Origin of the sequence: Asticcacaulis sp. MM231, from assembly GCF_964186625.1 — a bacterium.
Taxonomy (GTDB): Bacteria; Pseudomonadota; Alphaproteobacteria; order Caulobacterales; family Caulobacteraceae; genus Asticcacaulis.
On the sequence record NZ_OZ075108.1, the window covers coordinates 1,788,673 to 1,806,011 of the forward strand.

The window sequence follows — 17,339 nt, forward strand, 5'->3', positions numbered from 1 at the left end:
ACCAACACAAAATGGATTTCCAATGTCCCGTACCTTCTCGATCATCAAGCCTGACGCGACCCGCCGCAACCTGACCGGCGCCATTAACGCCGTCATCGAAGCCGCTGGCCTGCGCATCGTCGCTCAGCGCCGCGTGAAGCTGACGCAAGCTCAAGCCGAAGAATTCTACGGCGTCCACAAGGAACGTCCTTTCTTTGGTGAACTGGTTGGCCAGATGACTGCCGAGCCGGTTGTGGTTCAGGTTCTGGAAGCCGACAACGCCGTGCCGAAGTACCGCGAAGTCATGGGCGCCACCAACCCTGAGCAAGCCGCTGAAGGCACCCTGCGTAAGCTGTTTGCCCTATCGATCGGTGAAAACTCGGTCCACGGTTCGGACTCGGACGAGAACGCCGCGATCGAAATCGCTCAGTTCTTCTCGGACGACCAAATCGTCGGCTAAGCGTATTGGGGTTTGGGGCCTTTGGCCCCAAGTCTTACTCTCTTTCAAAGAAAAAGCCCGGTCGATTGACCGGGCTTTTTCTTTGAATAAGGCAAGGTTTGTGGGGTCTCAAGCCCCACGCCCCGTTATGATTTGAGCACGTGACGAACAGCCTCGGCATAGAGCCGGTGTTCCTCCGCCAGCACGCGCGTGGCCAGCATCTCTGCGGTATCGTCTTTCAACACCGGCACCCGGGCCTGCGCAATGATCTCGCCTTCATCGACGCCGCTTGAAACCCAGTGTACGGTCGCACCATGCTCCAGTACGCCGGCTTCCAATGCACGTTCGTGAGTATGCAGCCCCTTGAAGTCGGGCAACAAAGCCGGGTGTATATTGATCATCCGGCCTTCCCACTGCTGAACCAGCCAGGGCGTCAGCACACGCAGATAACCGGCAAGGCAAATGAACTCGACACCTTCGGCGCGCAAAGCAGCGTCAATCTGACGCTCATGCGATTCACGATCCTTGCCGAAGGGCTTGTGATCGAGCGCGAAGGTCTTGATGCCTTGCGCCGCCGCCCATGCCAGACCGGCGGCATTGGGATCGTTGGATACGACCAGCACGAATTCCGCCGGAAAGTCAGGCGACTTGGCCGCTTCGACCAGCGCCATCATGTTGGAGCCGCGGCCGGAGATAAAAATGGCCGTTCTAGTTTTTTTCATGCGCTAACGCTTCGCTCCTTGAGCGCGGGGCTTAGAGATTACTTTGCCGCCAGTTGACCGCAGATGAAGGCGTCTTCACCAGCATTGAGCAAGGCGGCCAGCACCGCGTCGGCATCCTTCGGCGCGACATAGACCACGAAGCCAACGCCGCAGTTAAAGGTGCGCAGCATTTCGTGCTTGTCGATATTGCCGGTTTCCATCAGCCATTTGAACACGGGCGGGAATTCCCAGCCATCGAAATCGAAGGTGGCGGTCAGGTGATCGGGCACGGCGCGATCGGGGTTTTCGATCAGGCCGCCACCCGTGATGTGGGCGCCACCCTTGATCAGGCCGTATTTCATCAGCGGCAGAACCGTCTTGATATAGATGCGGGTCGGCTCCAGCAGGGCCTGAGCCAGCGACATGCCCTTGGCAAACGGTGCATCCGAAGCCCAGGACAGGCCGGAAAGCTCGATCACCTTGCGGATCAGCGAATAGCCGTTGGAGTGTGGACCGGAAGAGGCGAGGCCGATAATGACATCACCCTCGCGCATATCGTCCATGCGCGGTAGCACCTTGTTGCGATCAACGGCGCCGACCGAGAAGCCGGCCAGATCATAATCGTCATTTCCATACATGCCGGGCATTTCAGCCGTTTCGCCACCGACCAGCGCACAGCCGGCGCGCTTGCAGCCTTCGGCGATGCCGGCGACCACGCGCTTGGCGGTATCGACGTCGAGCTTGGAGGTGGCGTAATAGTCGAGGAACATCAAAGGCTCGGCGCCTTGCGCCAGCAGATCGTTGACACACATGGCGACGAGATCGATGCCGACCGTATCGTGGCGATGCGTCTCGATGGCGATCTTGAGCTTGGTGCCGACGCCGTCGGTCGTGGTAACGATCAGGGGATCATCATAGCCGGCGGCGCGCAGATCGAACAGAGCGCCAAAGCCACCGAGACTGGCTTCCGCGCCGGGGCGGCGGGTGGATTTGGCCAGCGGCTTGATGGCATCGACCAGCGCTTCGCCTGCATCGATATCGACACCGGAGGCGGCGTAAGTTAAGCCAGATTTTGAGCCGGGTTCGGACATAAAAATAATTCCTGTGATCACTTTTGGGTCTATGAGACCCGTTTCGGTTTGCTATAACTACAAAATGACACCAATTACAAATACCAATGACCTGATCGCCTTCTGTGAAGCGATAAAATCCGCCCCCTTTATTACGGTCGACACCGAATTCATGCGTGAAACGACCTATTGGCCTAAGCTCTGTCTGATCCAGGCGGCGAGCGAAAATCATGCGGCGATTATCGATCCGTTGGCGAAGGACTTGGATTTAAAGCCTTTTCTTGATGTCCTGGGCGATGAAAATGTCTTGAAGGTGTTTCATGCCTGTCGTCAGGACATGGAAATCTTCGTCAATCTTGGCTGCATGCCGGCGCCGGTCTTCGATACACAGGTGGCGGCCATGGCAGCCGGTTATGGCGATCAGGTGGCTTATGATTCGCTGGTGCGCCAAAAGCTCAAGATCGATATCGACAAGGGGTCACGTTTTACTGACTGGTCGCGCCGGCCTCTGAGTGAGCAGCAACTGCACTATGCGCTGGGCGATGTCACCCATCTGGCTAAACTGTTCCCCAAATTGCGCGATCGTCTTGATAAGCAGGGGCGTCTTGATTGGGTATCGGAAGAGATGAAGGCGCTGTCGCAGCCAGCACTCTATTCGACCAATCCCGATGAGGCCTGGCGTCGCCTCAAGCCGCGCAAGAATTCGGTCAAGTATATGGCGGTCTTCGCGCAGGTGGCAGCGTGGCGCGAACGTATGGCGCAGGAACGCGATATGCCGCGCGGTCGTATCCTTAAGGATGAAGGCGTTGATGAAATCGCCACGCAGATTCCGACCGAGCCCGCGGCGTTCGATCATCTGCGCTCGACGTCGAAGGGCTTTGGCGCCTCGAAATTCGGTCTCGATCTTTCTGAGATCATCCGCAATGTGTTGAAAAATCCGGAATCCTTCGCGCCCAAGGTTGAGAAATCAGCCCCGCCGGTTCAGGTGCCGCCTTCGGTGGTTGAACTTCTGAAAGTGCTGCTGCGTATCCGCTGCGAAGAAGAAGGCGTAGCGCCGAAACTGATCGCCACGGTTTCCGATCTGGAGAAGATCGCCCTCGACGACAATGCTAAGGTGACCGCGCTCGAAGGCTGGCGCCGTAAGGTTTTTGGAGAGGATGCTCTGCGTCTTAAGCGCGGCGAGCTTGCCCTGGTGCTGAATGGCACCAAGGTTGAAGTCGTCGAGCTAGACTGACCCCACTTAGTAGGTGATGATGTTCAGGCTGAGCTTCATCGCCTGAGAGAGAGACCTTGCACGGCGACGGGTTTGTTCACCAAGCAGCAGGTCTTCCCATCCCGATTTGGCGCTCAGGATCAGATGCAACTCCTGTTGCCGGATATGGGCATAGCTCAACAGTTTGGCAGACTTGGCCGAGAGGTCGCAACCAAGGCGCAGCAGCAGGCCCAGTTGTGTGGCCTGCAGGTGCATCTCTTCGCCCAGAATACGGCTGATCAGCACGGGTTCCTTCGTGTAGGCATCGCCGCTGTAACGGGTGTAGATGGTGCAGGCGAGGAAGACGCGCTCCTGGTGGTTTTGGCCCGGAATAGGCGCGCGCAAAACCTGATCGCAGGCCAGATCGGCACGATGGTCCGGATGCAAACGCGCGCCGATATCGGAGAGCTTGGCGGCGGCGCGGATCAACTTTTCTGCCGGGCGCTCGATCAGCACGGTATCGGTGCTGTCGTAAAATTCCTTCGCCCAATCTGCTAAGGCCACACCGAGATCATCATTGATTCCCAAACGGTGGCCAAGTGCAGCGCAACCAGCGATAAGAGGATCTTCGATTTTCAGCTTGTCATCGAGCGCTTCAAAAAGCAGGCCTTCGCGCAGACCAAAGGCCGAGAAGCATAGCGTATCGAACTTGAGCACCTCGATCAGGCCCTGCAGAACGAGGGCAGCATACGAGATGTTTTCCAGACGGCGCTTGGAAACGCCGGGCACGCGTTCCAGCGACGATGGTGATTGCGTGGCGATCAGACGGGCGATGGATAAGGCCTCACGGGCAGGCAGCTCAAATTGCTGAATGACATGAAGCGGATAGTTCTGCTTTTGCATCCATATAAGCGCCAGATTGCGCCAGGCACCACCGACAGCATGGAATTGACCATCGGAAAAACGGCCGACCAAAGGCTCCAGGCGGTCACGAATGATTTTGTAGGTGACGTCCGGCTCAACGGGCTTCGGCGCACCAAGTGCGAAGGGGCCAAGCGGCAGGGTGACGCCGCGTCGCCCTTGTTCATCATTATCGCTCAGATTGACCAGTTCGAGGCTGGAGCCACCGAGATCGCCAACGACGCCCTGGGCATCGAGATGGCCGCATTTCACGCCCATGGCGGAATAGTGCGCTTCCTCGGCGCCGCTCAAAACGCGGACGCGGAAGCCGGTCTGCTGGAGGATGGAATCGACAAAATCCGGCCCATCTACTGCGTCACGGATGGCGGCCGTGGCGACGACATGGATGTTCTTCAGATCGTAGGTTTCGAGGATCGCCTTGAAGCGACGCAGCGCGATCAGGCTTTCACGCATCCCGCCCTTGTGGAGGCTGCCAGTGACCTTAAGCTCGCGGCCAAGGCCTGCCAGCACTTTTTCATTGAACAGCGGCCAGATGGACCGGCCTTCGATGCGGTAAATCACCAGACGAACGGAATTCGAGCCGATATCGATGACAGCGGTATTATAATTCAAGTTGATCAGTTTCCCGCAATCTACGCCCGAGAGATACCTTCGCTAACGCTTTTGGCCGAGTTTGGCCAGTCTTTTAAGCGTCTGTTGGCTGACTTCCTCGTGAGCGGTTTTACTTGCGCGCGCCCACGTGATCGAAGGCCTGCGGCAGATCCTTCACACCACGACCGCGACCGGAAAGCGACGGGTTGGTCATGAAGTAATCGTGGGCCGAGAAGGGCTCTTCAAGATGGCTGACATCGATACGATGATAGCTCCCGTCCTTATTGAGATACCAGGTCTGGGCCTCGTCATTGAGGTTGGCCACCATGATCTGATCGAGCACCTGACGGTGGACGGTCGGATTTTCGATCGGGATCAGGGTTTCGACGCGACGATCAAGGTTGCGGCTCATCCAGTCGGCGCTGGAGATAAAGACGCGCGCCTGATCGGACGGCAGGGCATGGCCGTTGGCGAAGCAGACGATGCGCGAATGTTCGAGGAAACGACCGACGATCGATTTGACGCGGATGTTTTCCGATACGCCGGGCAGGCCCGGACGCAGGCAGCAGATGCCGCGAATGACGAGGTCGATCTGCACGCCAGCCTGAGACGCCTGATAGAGTTTCTTGATGATGGGCGGGTCGACCAGGGCATTGAGCTTGGCCCAGATCTGCGCTGGCTTGCCGGCCTTGGCGTTGATAATTTCTTGATCGATCAGATGGATAAGGCCTGGCTTTAAGGTAACGGGCGAGAAATAGAGCTTCTCCATCATATCGGGGCGCGCATAGCCGGTGATGAAGTTGAACACGCGCATGGCGTCGCGGCCCAGTTCCGGATTGGCCGTAAAGAGCGACAGGTCGGTATAGACCTTGGCGGTGATCGGGTGATAGTTGCCGGTGCCAAAGTGGCAATAGGTGCGCAAGGTCTCACCTTCGCGCCGCACGACGACCGACAGCTTGGCGTGGGTTTTGTACTCGACGAAACCGTAAACGACATGAACGCCGGCGCGTTCCATGGCGCGGGCCCAGCGCAGGTTGGCTTCTTCATCGAAACGCGCCTTGATCTCCACAAGCGCGGTGACATTCTTGCCCTGTTCGGCGGCTTCGATCAGGGCCGCGACGATGGGGCTGTCCTTCGAGGTGCGGTAAAGGGTCTGTTTTATGGCGATGACGTTGGGATCACGCGCCGATTGCTTGAGGAACTGCACCACCGCATCGAAGCTCTCGAAGGGGTGGTGAACCAGAATGTCCTTCTCGCGGATGGCGCCGAACACATCGCCGCCGTTATCGCGGATACGCTCGGGGAAGCGCGGTTCGAAGGGCTTGAATTTCAGGTCGTTACGGTCACGCGGGATCAGTTGCGACACCTCGGCCATACCGAGGATTCCGGTGATATTAACGACGTCTTCAGCGGCGGCGTGCAGGTGACCCACGATAAAGGCGCGCAGGTCATCCGGCATGGTCGAGTCGATCTCGACGCGCACGACAGAGCCGAGGCGGCGCTGCTTGATCAGGGCCTCGAACTCACGCACCAGATCTTCGGCTTCTTCTTCCATTTCGATATCGGAATCGCGCAGGATACGGAACAGACCGCGAGAAATGATATCGAAGCCGGGGAAAAGCTGGTGCAGGAACAGCGAGACGAAATTCTCAAGCGAGATGAATTTTCGGCGTGTGTCACCCGCCTTGCGCGCGGCCGATTCGACTTCCCAGAAGCGCTTTACGCCGGTCGGGATCGGCACAAGCGCGTACATGGTCTTGTTGTCCTTACGGCGCACCAGCTTGAGGACGATCGAGAAGCCCAGATTGGGAATAAACGGGAAGGGGTGAGCCGGGTCGATCGCCATCGGTGTCAGAACCGGGAAAAGCTGACTTTCGTAGAGCTTTTCCAGCCAGGCCATATCGGTTTTGTTGACGTCCTTGGCGGACAGAAGGTTGAGGCCATTCTCGTGCAACTGGTTACGGATATGCGACCAGATCGCCTGCTGCTTGCTCATCAGGTTACCGGCGGCGCTATTGACCATCTCCAACTGCTCGTGCGGCGTGTGTCCATCGACGCTGAGCACGCGGACGCCTTCGCGCACCTGGCCTTGCAGACCGGCCACCCGCACCATGTAGAATTCATCGAGGTTGTTGGCCGAGATCGACAGGAAGCGCAGACGTTCTAACAGTGGATGGCGCGGATTCTTGGCTTCTTCGATGACGCGCTGATTGAAGGCCAGCCAGCTCAGTTCACGATTGATATAGAGCGACGGATCGAGCGTCGCGTCATTGCTGAAATCGAAAGCTGGTGTTGCCGCATGGCTGTTGTCCTCGGGCGCTGACGAAGCATCGGAAGACATTTGCACAGCCATATTCGAATCAATCATATTGGGTCACTTTTGCTCAATTTTCGCGATTATAGCGCTCAACCCTTAAAAACTGTCAAAAAACCATTAGGGTTACTGCGATTTCAGAAGGGCATACCTGTTTCAGGTTCGAAAAAGTCGCCGTTCTGATCGAAGAAGGATTTGGCCAGGGCGCGGTTGAACGCACGTCCATTGGCATAATGCTCCAGTTCTGTGACAATTTTTTGTGCAGCCCCGACCGAACGGTCCATGCGCCGGGCGATATAGTCGATAAAGTCGGGGGAGGGCGAGATCGCACGCTGAGCGAACAGCTTATTGAGGATGGCGATGAGCAGGTCTTCGTCGGGTTCGGGCAGGCTCAAAATACGCATGGCATTAAGCCGGCTGCTCAGATCGGGCAGCTTGACATTCCAGGCAATCGGTTGGTTTTCGGTCAGTAAAACAAGTTGTTGCCCGATTTTTTGAACGTGATTGCAGAGGTGGAACAAGGCCTCTTCGGAAGCGTCTTCGGCATCATCGACCACGTAGGCGGTGTTGGCCAGTTCATCCAGGCTATGCGTTTGCGTTGCGGTCAGGAAGCGGCCGCCGGTATGATCCGCGAAGATGTGGCCAAGATGGGTTTTGCCGCTGCCTTTGGGCCCCATCAGGATCAGATGCGGACTCAACCATTGATCAGGATGCATGAGCACGGCGAGTGTGGTCGTCAGCGCCGTATTGGCGATGAAGTTGTCGCGGCTGAAGCGATCCGGCGTCTCCAGGTCAAGGGGCAGTTGCAAGGACATGGCTCTAATGTAGAAGTCCCGCGCCGGAATAACAATGCGCCACCACCAGATAAAGCGTGGATGGCTGTCTGGAGATTGTGAGTAGAATCAAGGCCGCGATGCCATGATCCGCGGCAAAATGCTTGACAAGCCGGGCGCATCATGTCCCTTACGGCGCAACAAATTTCCTTATCTTATTGGCTGTTTCATGCATATCTATCGCTCCCATACCTGTGGTGCCCTGCGCGCCTCCGATGCCGGTTCGCAAACCCGCCTTTCGGGCTGGATTCACCGCAAGCGTGACCACGGCGGCCTGTTGTTCATTGACCTGCGTGACCATTACGGCCTGACACAACTGGTCTTCGATCCGTCGTCGCCCGGTTTCGCCAAGGTCGAGCGCCTGCGGGCCGAAAGCGTCATTCGCGTCGATGGCAAGGTTGTGGCGCGAGACGGCGCCACCATCAACGCCAACCTGCCGACCGGCGAGGTCGAGGTCTATGTCGCTGGGGTCGAAGTGCTGTCGGAAGCCGCCGAACTGCCGCTGCCGGTCTTCGGTGAGCCTGACTATCCCGAAGAAATCCGCCTGAAGAACCGCTTCCTCGATCTGCGCCGTGAAACCCTGCACAAGAACATCGTGCTGCGTTCGCGTGTGATCCACTCGATCCGCCAGCGCATGGTTGATCAGGGCTTCCTTGAGTATCAAACGCCGATCCTGACGGCCTCGTCGCCTGAAGGCGCGCGCGATTTCCTCGTGCCGTCGCGTCTCCATGCCGGCAAGTTCTACGCGTTGCCGCAGGCGCCGCAGCAGTTCAAGCAACTGTTGATGGTTTCGGGTTTCGATCGTTATTTCCAGATCGCGCCGTGTTTCCGCGATGAAGACCTGCGCGCCGATCGTTCGCTTGAATTCTACCAGCTCGATGTCGAGATGAGCTTTGTGACGCAGGAAGACGTGTTCGCGGCGATTGAGCCCTTAATGCACGGCCTCTTCACCGAATTCGGCGAAGGCAAGCGCGTCTCATCCTATCCGTTCGTGCGCATCCCTTACCGTGAATCGATCGCGAAGTACGGTTCGGACAAGCCCGACCTGCGCAATCCCATCGAGATGCAGGATGTCTCCGAGCGATTCCGTGGCGGTGGTTTCGGTCTCTTCGCGCGTATCCTCGAAAATTCCGCCAATGCAGTTTGGGGTATTCCGGCGCCGAAGGGCGGATCGCGCGCCTTCTGCGATCGCATGAACTCATGGGCGCAGGGCGAAGGTCAGCCCGGCCTTGGCTATATCTTCTGGTCGGAGGATCAGGGCGCCTGGGGCGGTCCGATTGCCAAGAACCTGGGTCAAGACGGCACCAACGCGCTGATGGCCCAGCTTGGTCTTGGCCAGGGCGATGCTGCCTTCTTCGTGGCTGGCGATCCTAAGGTGTTCTACAAGTTCGCCGGTTCCGCCCGCACCAAGGTCGGCACCGATCTCGGCCTGGTTGATGAAGATCAGTTCAAGTTCTGCTGGATCGTCGATTTCCCGATGTTCGAGTTCAACGATGAGGAAAAGAAGGTCGATTTCTCGCACAATCCGTTCTCGATGCCGCAAGGCGAGATGGAAGCGCTGCAAACCAAAGACCCGCTCGATATTCTGGCCTATCAGTACGACATCGTCTGTAATGGTTATGAGTTGTGCTCGGGTGCGATCCGGAACCACAAGCAGGATATCATGCTGAAAGCCTTCGAGATCGCTGGCTATGACGAAGCGTTCGTTGAGTCGCAATTCGGCGGCATGCTCAACGCCTTCAAATACGGCGCACCGCCGCACGGTGGTCTGGCGCCGGGTATCGACCGTATTGTGATGCTGCTGGCTGGCCAGCAGGCCATCCGCGAGGTTATCGCCTTCCCTCTGAACCAACAGGGGCAGGATGTGATGATGAGTGCGCCTTCTGATGTGCTCGATAAGCAGTTGAAAGAACTGCATATCCGCACGCAGATGCCGATCAAGGTACCCTGATTTATGGTTTATGGGGGCACAGCCCCAAACCCCATAAATCAGCAGCACTTACTGCACTGTGCAAACCGGAATGCGCAGACCGGCGGGCAGTTCCGTGGCGCGGTCGCCGCAGGTCTGGTCCATCTGGCGCTGCGTCAGGCCGGTCGCTGTGCGCATTTCCGCACCGGAGAAGTTGACGCCGGAGAGGAAAGCGCCTTTGAAGTTGGCGTGTTCGAGATAGGCGCCGACGAAATTGGCGTTGGTCAGGTTGGCACCGGAGAAGTTGGAGCGGCCAAACAAGGCAGCGGAGGCATTAATGTCGCGCAGATCAGCGCCAGCAAAGCTGGTGCCGTTGAAAATGCCCAGCCCCATATCGGATTGACGCAGGCGGGCACCGGCGAAGTTCTTGTTCTTAAGGGTACGATTGTTGAAATCGGCCTGGAAAAGATTGCACTTCGGGCAATTGGCGCCATTTTGTGCCGCACTGACCTGAGAGGCATTTTGAGCCATAGCCGGTGCAGCCAGGAAAGAGGCGGCAAGAAGGACAAGCGCTATACGTTTCATAAAAGGACACCTTCGCTAAGATTTGCAGGAACACCAGCAAGAGGCGGGCCATTACCGATATTACCGCTCGTCTACATCATCCTGGCTTACCAAGGCCTTATCAGGTTCGGATTTTTTGCGATTGCCAAAAGGCACCACCACCAGATTATCGGTCGCTGTACCGCGTGCGAACCCTTTCGAAATCAGTTGCGACGCCGGCATGGCGTTGCTGGGCGCATCGTCGGTCTCCGGCAACGCATCGCCATGGAAATAGCCCTGCCCCAAACCATCGGCATTCAGTTCTGAAGGATCGGCGTTGGAAAGATCATCGCGGTCGAGATAGGAAATGGCCAGTTCGCGGAAGATATAATCCAGGATCGAGGTTGCCGACTTGACGCGATCATTGCCGGTCACGGGGCCCGCCGGCTCGAAACGCGTGAAAACATAGGCCTCGACAAACTCTTCAAGTGGTACGCCGTATTGCAGACCGATCGAGATGGCGATGGCGAAATTGTTCATCAGCGAGCGGAAGGCAGCGCCTTCCTTGTGCATGTCGATGAAAATTTCGCCAAGCGTGCCGTTTTCATATTCACCGGTATGGATGTAGACCTTGTGGCCGCCGACGCCCGCCTTCTGGATATAGCCCTTGCGGCGATCCGGCAGCTTGGTGCGCGTCCGCTCGCGCTCTACGATTTTTTCAATGATACGTGCAGCGGTTTCCCTGGCGGGGGCGGGCTCGGAAGTACGTTTTGGCGCTTCATCCACATCGGGAATATCGAGCGCGAAATCAAGTGGCGCCTCAGCGCGCACCGCGGAAATGGCGCGCAGGCCGGAACTGGCCGCGAGGGAATAGAGCTTCATGACGTCTAGCACACCCTGGTCCCAGGCCAAGGAAAACGGGGCTACGGCCGGCGCATCGAGCAAGGCTTCGATCTGTTGACGCAACTGGATTTGCGCTTTGCGACCGACGGGTGCGAGCAGATGGTAGGTGGCGTCACTGACCAGTTTGAGGGCTTCGGGGTCTTTGTGGCCAAAAATATGGGCCTCGGCCATCAGAACTTCTGTTGGCGAAAAGCCCATGATGTCCAGAAGGTTAAGCGAGGGATCTGACAGATCGCTTTCGCTCAGGCCCCAAATGTCCTGGATAAAGGCGGAATCGATATGACGCACCGAAAACACCTCAGCGAGGCTGGAAGACGTGAGCAGGGCCGCTTCCAGGCGGTCGATCTCGAACTCGCTCAGGCCCTTGGATTTCAAAGCGCTGACGTGGATATGCGGCGCATCAATCAGGCTGCGATGCCCCATAAGTACGCCGCGTACATCCCCCCATGTCTGAGATATGGCCTGCAAGCCCTTGATGACACAGGCTTTCACGGTGGGGACGAAAATACCGTCTTCAGTTTCCATAACCGTCAGCAGATCGGTGACGCCGCGATCGCCGAGGCCGACGCCCAGGCGTAAGGCCAGTTCGGCATCATCGAACAGACCGGTGACCTGAGCATTGCGCAGGCCGGTTTTCTTGGCCAGTTTGAGCGCGGTCTGGATCAGGTCAAGCGCGTGTGATTTGAGCCCGGCATGGCCTTTGAGCGCCGTGATCTGATACAGGCGCTGGCTGAGACGGTCGGTTTGCTCGGCCTTGTCAGCGGCAAAATCGCCATAGGCGCCGATATGCGCGGCCAGGGTCGCCGAGGCATGGGCGGCGGCGGCTTCAAACAGGGCAAAGATATGCGTGGCGAGGTCAGTACCCGCCTTGTCATTCAGGCTCAGACCCTGGCCCATAATCGCTTCGCCAAGGCCGGCAAGAGTCAGACTCAAGGGGCGTGTCGCGTGGCGGCGCTGGCTGTCTTCCAGGGTGGACGAGAACCCGATGGCGGCTTCAATATCGAGCGCTTGCGTCCACAGGCCTATGGTTTCGATAAAGGTTTCGCTGGCGAAGTCTCCAAGATCATCGAAAAACTTATCAATATTGATGGCGGCGCTGGCGGCAAAATTGTGCGCTTCGACCACCTCGGCGTCGTGCGGATTAAAAACAATAGACATGGCGCCGGTTTCGAGCGCGGTTTCCGCCGCCAGAACGGATGACGGATCGCCGGCGCTTAAGAGGTCACGTTCGCCTATAACGGCGCGCAGGCGCGGCTTGGCAGGCGCGGGCGCGGGCGTGCGTGACCAATCCGCTGGTACCATGCCCTGACTGATCTGGATCTGCCGTGCGATTAAGGTATCCGAGGCGCCAAAGCGACGCGCCTTGCTGGCGGCACGTGCAAGCGCAGGATTGTGTTTCAGGCTGGCGCGCTGATCGCCTTCTGAACGATCAATGGCGTGGCTGATATCATCGAGCGCCTGCGCCAGTCGCGTCTGGGCCGCTGATACCAGTGTCGTGGCGCGTGCTTCGATCAACACTTGATTGAGCGATTGCCGGCCCGCCGGATCATCGAGGAACAAAGGCTCGCTGTCAGCAAGAGGGGGCAGTACGTCACGGGCCGTCGGGTGCACACGTTGGCCAGACGCCTTTCCAAGGGCCGGTGCCGCCAGCCCGGACAGCAGGGTCATTTCGATCGCTTCAGCGAAATTTGCGGCCATGGCGGCGTCGGCAAAGTGACCGAGGCGCAGGCCCCATTGCGCCAGACGATGCGCGTAGGTGGCAATGGCGCCATCAAAAACATCGGCTTCGGGATCGATGGCAAGCGACGCTGCGCCCGCCGGCAGGTCATGCGGCAGCGAATCAGCCCAGTCCAGCCACGCCTCGACTTGCACCGATGTCAGGTCACGGGGGCACAAAACCTCGCTGAAACCGGCGGAGCGTTCGATCTCGCGCAGTTCCAGATCGTTCTCCCGGCCGAGCGCGCGCAAGGCGGATGACAGATAGGGCATGTGTAATCCTTAAATCTACCGGACATTACCCCCAGATGTAGCGTTAATTTTTACATACATCAATAAATCTGGTGTCCCTTTGTATATTCATCCACAATATGTTGATGTCGCGATGGCTTTTTGCCGAGCACAATATTTTCCTGTCCGGCTTTACCTGCGCACGCGGGCTCTTTATAGTCGGGAGTTGAATTTCGGGGCGTGTGATGCGTCTCTGGTAAGGATATATGACGATGCGCTGGTTGCTTAATTTACTCGCTCCTTCTTTTACCTGGTGGAATGGCGCCACGCTTGGCACGCTTTTTACCATTGGCAAGCATGGTCGCCAGGTCGGCACGGACGAGTTTGGCAACCGCTATTTTGAAGGTCGCACCGCCAAGAACAGTTATGATACGGGCCGTAAGCGCCGCTGGGTGCTGTACAACGGTTATGCCGACGCCTCGAAGATTCCGCCCGATTGGCATGGCTGGATGCATTACACCTATGACACGCCGCCTTCGGAAGAACCTCTGCGTCGCAAGGCTTGGGAAAAGCCCCACATGCCAAATATGAGTGGCACTCCTTATGCGCAGTTCCCATCGGGTTCGCTCAATGCAGAGGCCGAACGCCAGAAGACGACCGGCGATTACGAAGCCTGGAAACCCTAACCGGAGCGACCCCTTATGAAGCGCGTCACCGTTTCCGGATGGGCTATGCTTGCGGCTGTGGCGGCGTGCGTGGTTATTCCGGCCTCCGCCCAGGTGCCACCGCCCGATCGTGGCGGTAATGGTGGTGATGCGCCGCACTATGTCGATAGCGCGGATTACGATCCGCAGCCCTATTATGTCGATGGCGTGCAGTATAAGCCCTATGTGCCGGAAAAGAAAAAAGCCAAGCCAGCGGCCGAAGCGGTCAAGCCCGCGTCCACTCCGGTATCGCCGAGCGATACGCCTGTGAGCGAACTCCATCCGTTTGTGCCGCAGCAGACGCCGTCCAAGGTGGCGCAAGCCGAGGCAACCTCCAAATCAGCATCGTCTTCTGAGGCCAGCGCGTCTTCCTATGCGCCGCAAAAACGTGCTCGTTATGCTGTGGCGATTATCGAGGCGCTCGATAAGGTGACGGCGGAAAGCGTGCGTTTTGAGGCGCCGATCGGCAAGCCCATCCGCTACAAGGGCCTGATCTATACGGTCAAGGCCTGCGAAACAACGGCTGAAGACGAGCCGATGTCGGATGCCATGGCCTATGTACGCGTGCGCACCAATCCGACGGCGGCCACCAATACGTCACCGGCGATCAAGTCCAAGGAAGTTTTCCGCGGCTGGACGTTTGCCTCGAACTCCGAGCCTCAATCCTATCCAGCATCCGGTCTATGATGCCTGGGTGATCAGTTGCCGGCAGCCCCTGATCAGCGCCACGAGCTAAGTCGTCAGAATGTCCATGACATCGCGCCCCGAAGCCGTGCGCGGCAAATCATAAAAATCACCTTTCAGGTCGATAGCCTGCGCCAGCCTGACCAGGTAGTCGGTCTTCGGCAGTTCGATTACGCCGAACTGGCTCAGATGGTCGGTCTGGAATTGGCAATCGAGCAGGCTGAACCCGCCGGCTTTCAGGCGCGCCACCAGGTGCACAAGGGCGATCTTCGAGACGTCACGTTCGCGCGACACCATGCTTTCACCAAAGAAGGCGCCGCCGATAGAGACCCCATACAGGCCGCCCAGCAATTGACTGTCATCGCCCTTGGACCACACCTCGACGCTATGCGCCAACCCACGCGCGAACAGCGCCTGATAGAGCGCCTGAATCGAATGGCTGATCCAGGTCGAGGTGCGGTTCATGGCTTCCTCGGCGCAAAGCTCGATGATCTGGCTAAAGGCCGTGTCAATGCGGATGGTATAGGCATCCTTGCGCACGGTGCGGGCCAGTCGTGATGGAATGTGAAAGCCATCGAGTGGCAGGACGCCACGCATTGGCGGATCGACGAGGAACAGATAGTCGTCATCGCGCGCATCCGACATAGGGAAGATGCCGGTGCGATAGCAGTCGATCAGGTCATCAAGGGTAAAGTCAGCCAAGGCTTGCGCCGCCGTGTTGTGGGGGCAGGGACGTTACGCCCCTGCTTCTTGCGCCTTGATCCAGTTTTCCAGCCAGTGGATGTTGTAGTCACCCGACTGGACATCCTTTTCCTGCAACAGGTCGAGGAAAAGCGGGATGGTCGTGTCGATACCCGTCACCACCGTTTCACCGAGCGCACGCTTGAGGCGGGCAAGAGCTTCCGGACGGTCGCGGCCGTGCACGATCAGTTTGCCGACCAGCGAGTTGTAATAGGGCGGGATGGCGTAACCGTTATAGATCGCCGAATCCAGGCGCACACCGAGACCGCCGGGCGCGTGGAAATCAGTGACCGTTCCGGGTGAAGGCACGAAGGTGCGGGCGTTTTCAGCATTGATGCGGACTTCGATCGCATGGCCCTTGAGCTTGATATCGTCCTGGGTGAACGATAGCGGCAGGCCTTCGGCGATACGGATTTGTTCGCGCACCAGATCGATGTTGGTGACGTATTCGGTCACCGGATGCTCGACCTGAAGTCGGGTGTTCATCTCGATGAAGAAGAATTCACCGTCCTCGTACAGGAACTCGATGGTGCCGACGCCGAGATAGCCGATCTTCTTGATGGCGTTGACGACGATCATGCCGATCTTGTCGCGCGCGGCATCATCGATGGCCGGCGAAGGCGCTTCTTCGAGCACCTTCTGGTGGCGGCGCTGCAAGGAGCAGTCGCGCTCACCGAGGTGGACGACATTACCGTGGCTGTCGGCGATCACCTGGATCTCGATGTGGCGCGGCTTCTGGAGATAACGTTCCATATAAACCGTCCCGTCGCCAAAGGCCGCGGCGGCTTCGGTCTGGGCACTGAGCACGGCTTCGGCGAGAAACTCGCGGTCCTTGGCGACCTTCATGCCACGTCCACCACCGCCGGCAGCGGCCTTGATGATAAGCGGGAAGCCGATGGTTTCAGCCGCTTCCATGGCTTCCTCAACGGTCGACACGCCGCCATCGGAACCTGGAACAACCGGGATACCGGCGTCCTTAGCGGCTTGCTTGGCGGTGATCTTGTCGCCCATCATGCGGATGTGTTCGGGCTTCGGACCGATGAAGGTCATGCCGTGGGCGCCGACGATCTCAGCGAAGCGGGCGTTTTCCGACAGGAAGCCGTAGCCCGGGTGGATCGCCTGTGCGCCGGTGATTTCGGCAGCGGCGATGATCGACGGGATATTGAGATACGACTTCGAGGCCGATGCCGGCCCGATACAGACGGACTCGTCGGCCAGATGCACGTGCATGGCGGTGCGGTCGGCTTCGGAATGGACGGCCACGGTGGCGATGCCCATTTCCTTGGCGGCGCGGATGACCCGCAGGGCGATTTCACCACGATTGGCGATGAGAATCTTGTCGAAGGTCTTTACTGGGGAATCTTGAGTCATGTGTCTTACTCGAAGACGACGAGCGCTTCGCCGAATTCGACGGGTTGGGAATCGCTGACCAGAATCTGGGCCACAACGCCTTCACGTGGCGACGGAATAGGGTTCATCGTCTTCATGGCTTCGATGATCAGCAGGGTCTGGCCTTGCTTGACCTTGTCACCCACCTTGATGAAGGCAGGCGTGCCGGGCTGGGCCTGTAGATAGACCGTGCCGACCATAGGCGATTTGATGGCGTCCTTGGCGACGGCGGACGCTGCAGCGGGAGCCGGTGCGACATCGGCCGCAGGCGCAGCAACAGGGGCCGTGGGAGCGGGCGCATAGCTTTGCGCATAGGCAACGCTGGGGGCCGCTGTAAGCTGGCGCGCCACGCGGATCTTGAGATCGCCCTGTTCGACCTCGATCTCGGTCAGCTCGGTTTCCTTCAGGATGTCGGCGAGCTTGCGGATCAGCTTAGGGTCGATCGGATCGGCGGCGGGAGCTTTGGGAGTTGTCATGTG

General features: G+C 58.3%; 15 protein-coding genes. 5 read left to right on the top strand and 10 right to left on the bottom strand.

The genetic code is table 11. The annotated features are described in order from the left end of the window. Nucleotides 1-22 precede the first annotated feature (22 nt). Nucleotides 23-439, top strand: a complete 417-nt coding sequence (ndk, locus tag ABQ278_RS08780) for a nucleoside-diphosphate kinase (protein ID WP_018080046.1) — start codon at nucleotides 23-25, stop codon at nucleotides 437-439. A gap of 125 nt (nucleotides 440-564) precedes the next feature. Here ndk and purN read toward each other — a convergent pair whose 3' ends face one another. Further along, the gene (purN, locus tag ABQ278_RS08785) at nucleotides 565-1,140 is read right to left on the bottom strand and encodes a phosphoribosylglycinamide formyltransferase (protein WP_349319280.1); all 576 of its coding nucleotides are present in this window, start codon (nucleotides 1,138-1,140) and stop codon (nucleotides 565-567) included. 38 nt (nucleotides 1,141-1,178) lie between these two features. Next, nucleotides 1,179-2,210: a phosphoribosylformylglycinamidine cyclo-ligase gene (gene purM, locus ABQ278_RS08790; protein ID WP_349319281.1), complete on the bottom strand. Its 1,032-nt coding sequence runs from the start codon at nucleotides 2,208-2,210 to the stop codon at nucleotides 1,179-1,181. Nucleotides 2,211-2,274: 64 nt separating this feature from the next. Between purM and rnd the strand changes: the two genes are divergently transcribed. Then, a complete protein-coding gene (rnd, locus tag ABQ278_RS08795; protein ID WP_349319282.1) occupies nucleotides 2,275-3,423 on the top strand; it encodes a ribonuclease D in 1,149 nt (382 codons plus the stop codon). Between the two features lie 6 nt (nucleotides 3,424-3,429). Here rnd and ABQ278_RS08800 read toward each other — a convergent pair whose 3' ends face one another. The 3 genes from ABQ278_RS08800 to ABQ278_RS08810 all read right to left on the bottom strand — a co-directional run bounded on the left by ABQ278_RS08800 (nucleotide 3,430) and on the right by ABQ278_RS08810 (nucleotide 8,022). Then, on the bottom strand, nucleotides 3,430-4,914 hold the full coding sequence (locus ABQ278_RS08800; RefSeq protein WP_349319283.1) for a Ppx/GppA phosphatase family protein: 1,485 nt from the start codon (nucleotides 4,912-4,914) through the stop codon (nucleotides 3,430-3,432). Between the two features lie 109 nt (nucleotides 4,915-5,023). Further along, nucleotides 5,024-7,261: an RNA degradosome polyphosphate kinase gene (locus tag ABQ278_RS08805; protein ID WP_349319284.1), complete on the bottom strand. Its 2,238-nt coding sequence runs from the start codon at nucleotides 7,259-7,261 to the stop codon at nucleotides 5,024-5,026. Nucleotides 7,262-7,344: 83 nt separating this feature from the next. Beyond that, a complete protein-coding gene (locus tag ABQ278_RS08810) occupies nucleotides 7,345-8,022 on the bottom strand; it encodes a DnaA ATPase domain-containing protein (protein ID WP_349319285.1) in 678 nt (225 codons plus the stop codon). A gap of 187 nt (nucleotides 8,023-8,209) precedes the next feature. On the opposite strand from ABQ278_RS08810, the gene aspS reads away from it, so the two are divergent. Next, on the top strand, nucleotides 8,210-9,991 hold the full coding sequence (gene aspS / locus ABQ278_RS08815) for an aspartate--tRNA ligase (RefSeq protein ID WP_349319286.1): 1,782 nt from the start codon (nucleotides 8,210-8,212) through the stop codon (nucleotides 9,989-9,991). Nucleotides 9,992-10,039: 48 nt separating this feature from the next. Here the strand turns inward: aspS and ABQ278_RS08820 are convergent, their stop codons facing one another. Next, nucleotides 10,040-10,534, bottom strand: a complete 495-nt coding sequence (locus tag ABQ278_RS08820) for a pentapeptide repeat-containing protein (protein ID WP_349319287.1) — start codon at nucleotides 10,532-10,534, stop codon at nucleotides 10,040-10,042. 60 nt (nucleotides 10,535-10,594) lie between these two features. Then, complete coding sequence (locus ABQ278_RS08825) at nucleotides 10,595-13,384, bottom strand: ribonucleoside-diphosphate reductase (RefSeq protein WP_349319288.1); 2,790 nt, start codon at nucleotides 13,382-13,384, stop codon at nucleotides 10,595-10,597. A gap of 230 nt (nucleotides 13,385-13,614) precedes the next feature. Between ABQ278_RS08825 and ABQ278_RS08830 the strand changes: the two genes are divergently transcribed. Further along, the gene (locus ABQ278_RS08830) at nucleotides 13,615-14,028 is read left to right on the top strand and encodes an NADH:ubiquinone oxidoreductase subunit NDUFA12 (RefSeq protein WP_018080056.1); all 414 of its coding nucleotides are present in this window, start codon (nucleotides 13,615-13,617) and stop codon (nucleotides 14,026-14,028) included. A gap of 15 nt (nucleotides 14,029-14,043) precedes the next feature. Continuing rightward, complete coding sequence (locus tag ABQ278_RS08835) at nucleotides 14,044-14,733, top strand: DUF2155 domain-containing protein (protein WP_349319289.1); 690 nt, start codon at nucleotides 14,044-14,046, stop codon at nucleotides 14,731-14,733. A 45-nt stretch (nucleotides 14,734-14,778) separates the two neighbouring features. On the opposite strand, the gene aat is transcribed toward ABQ278_RS08835, so the two are convergent. Genes aat through accB form a run of 3 tightly spaced genes read right to left on the bottom strand, consistent with a single transcriptional unit; the run spans nucleotide 14,779 to nucleotide 17,336 of the window. Further along, nucleotides 14,779-15,432, bottom strand: a complete 654-nt coding sequence (gene aat / locus ABQ278_RS08840) for a leucyl/phenylalanyl-tRNA--protein transferase (RefSeq protein WP_349319290.1) — start codon at nucleotides 15,430-15,432, stop codon at nucleotides 14,779-14,781. Between the two features lie 33 nt (nucleotides 15,433-15,465). Then, on the bottom strand, nucleotides 15,466-16,842 hold the full coding sequence (accC, locus tag ABQ278_RS08845; RefSeq protein WP_349319291.1) for an acetyl-CoA carboxylase biotin carboxylase subunit: 1,377 nt from the start codon (nucleotides 16,840-16,842) through the stop codon (nucleotides 15,466-15,468). 5 nt (nucleotides 16,843-16,847) lie between these two features. Then, nucleotides 16,848-17,336 carry an acetyl-CoA carboxylase biotin carboxyl carrier protein gene (gene accB / locus ABQ278_RS08850; RefSeq protein WP_349319292.1) on the bottom strand — a complete coding sequence of 163 codons (489 nt, stop codon included), beginning with the start codon at nucleotides 17,334-17,336 and terminating at the stop codon, nucleotides 16,848-16,850. Nucleotides 17,337-17,339: the final 3 nt, after the last annotated feature.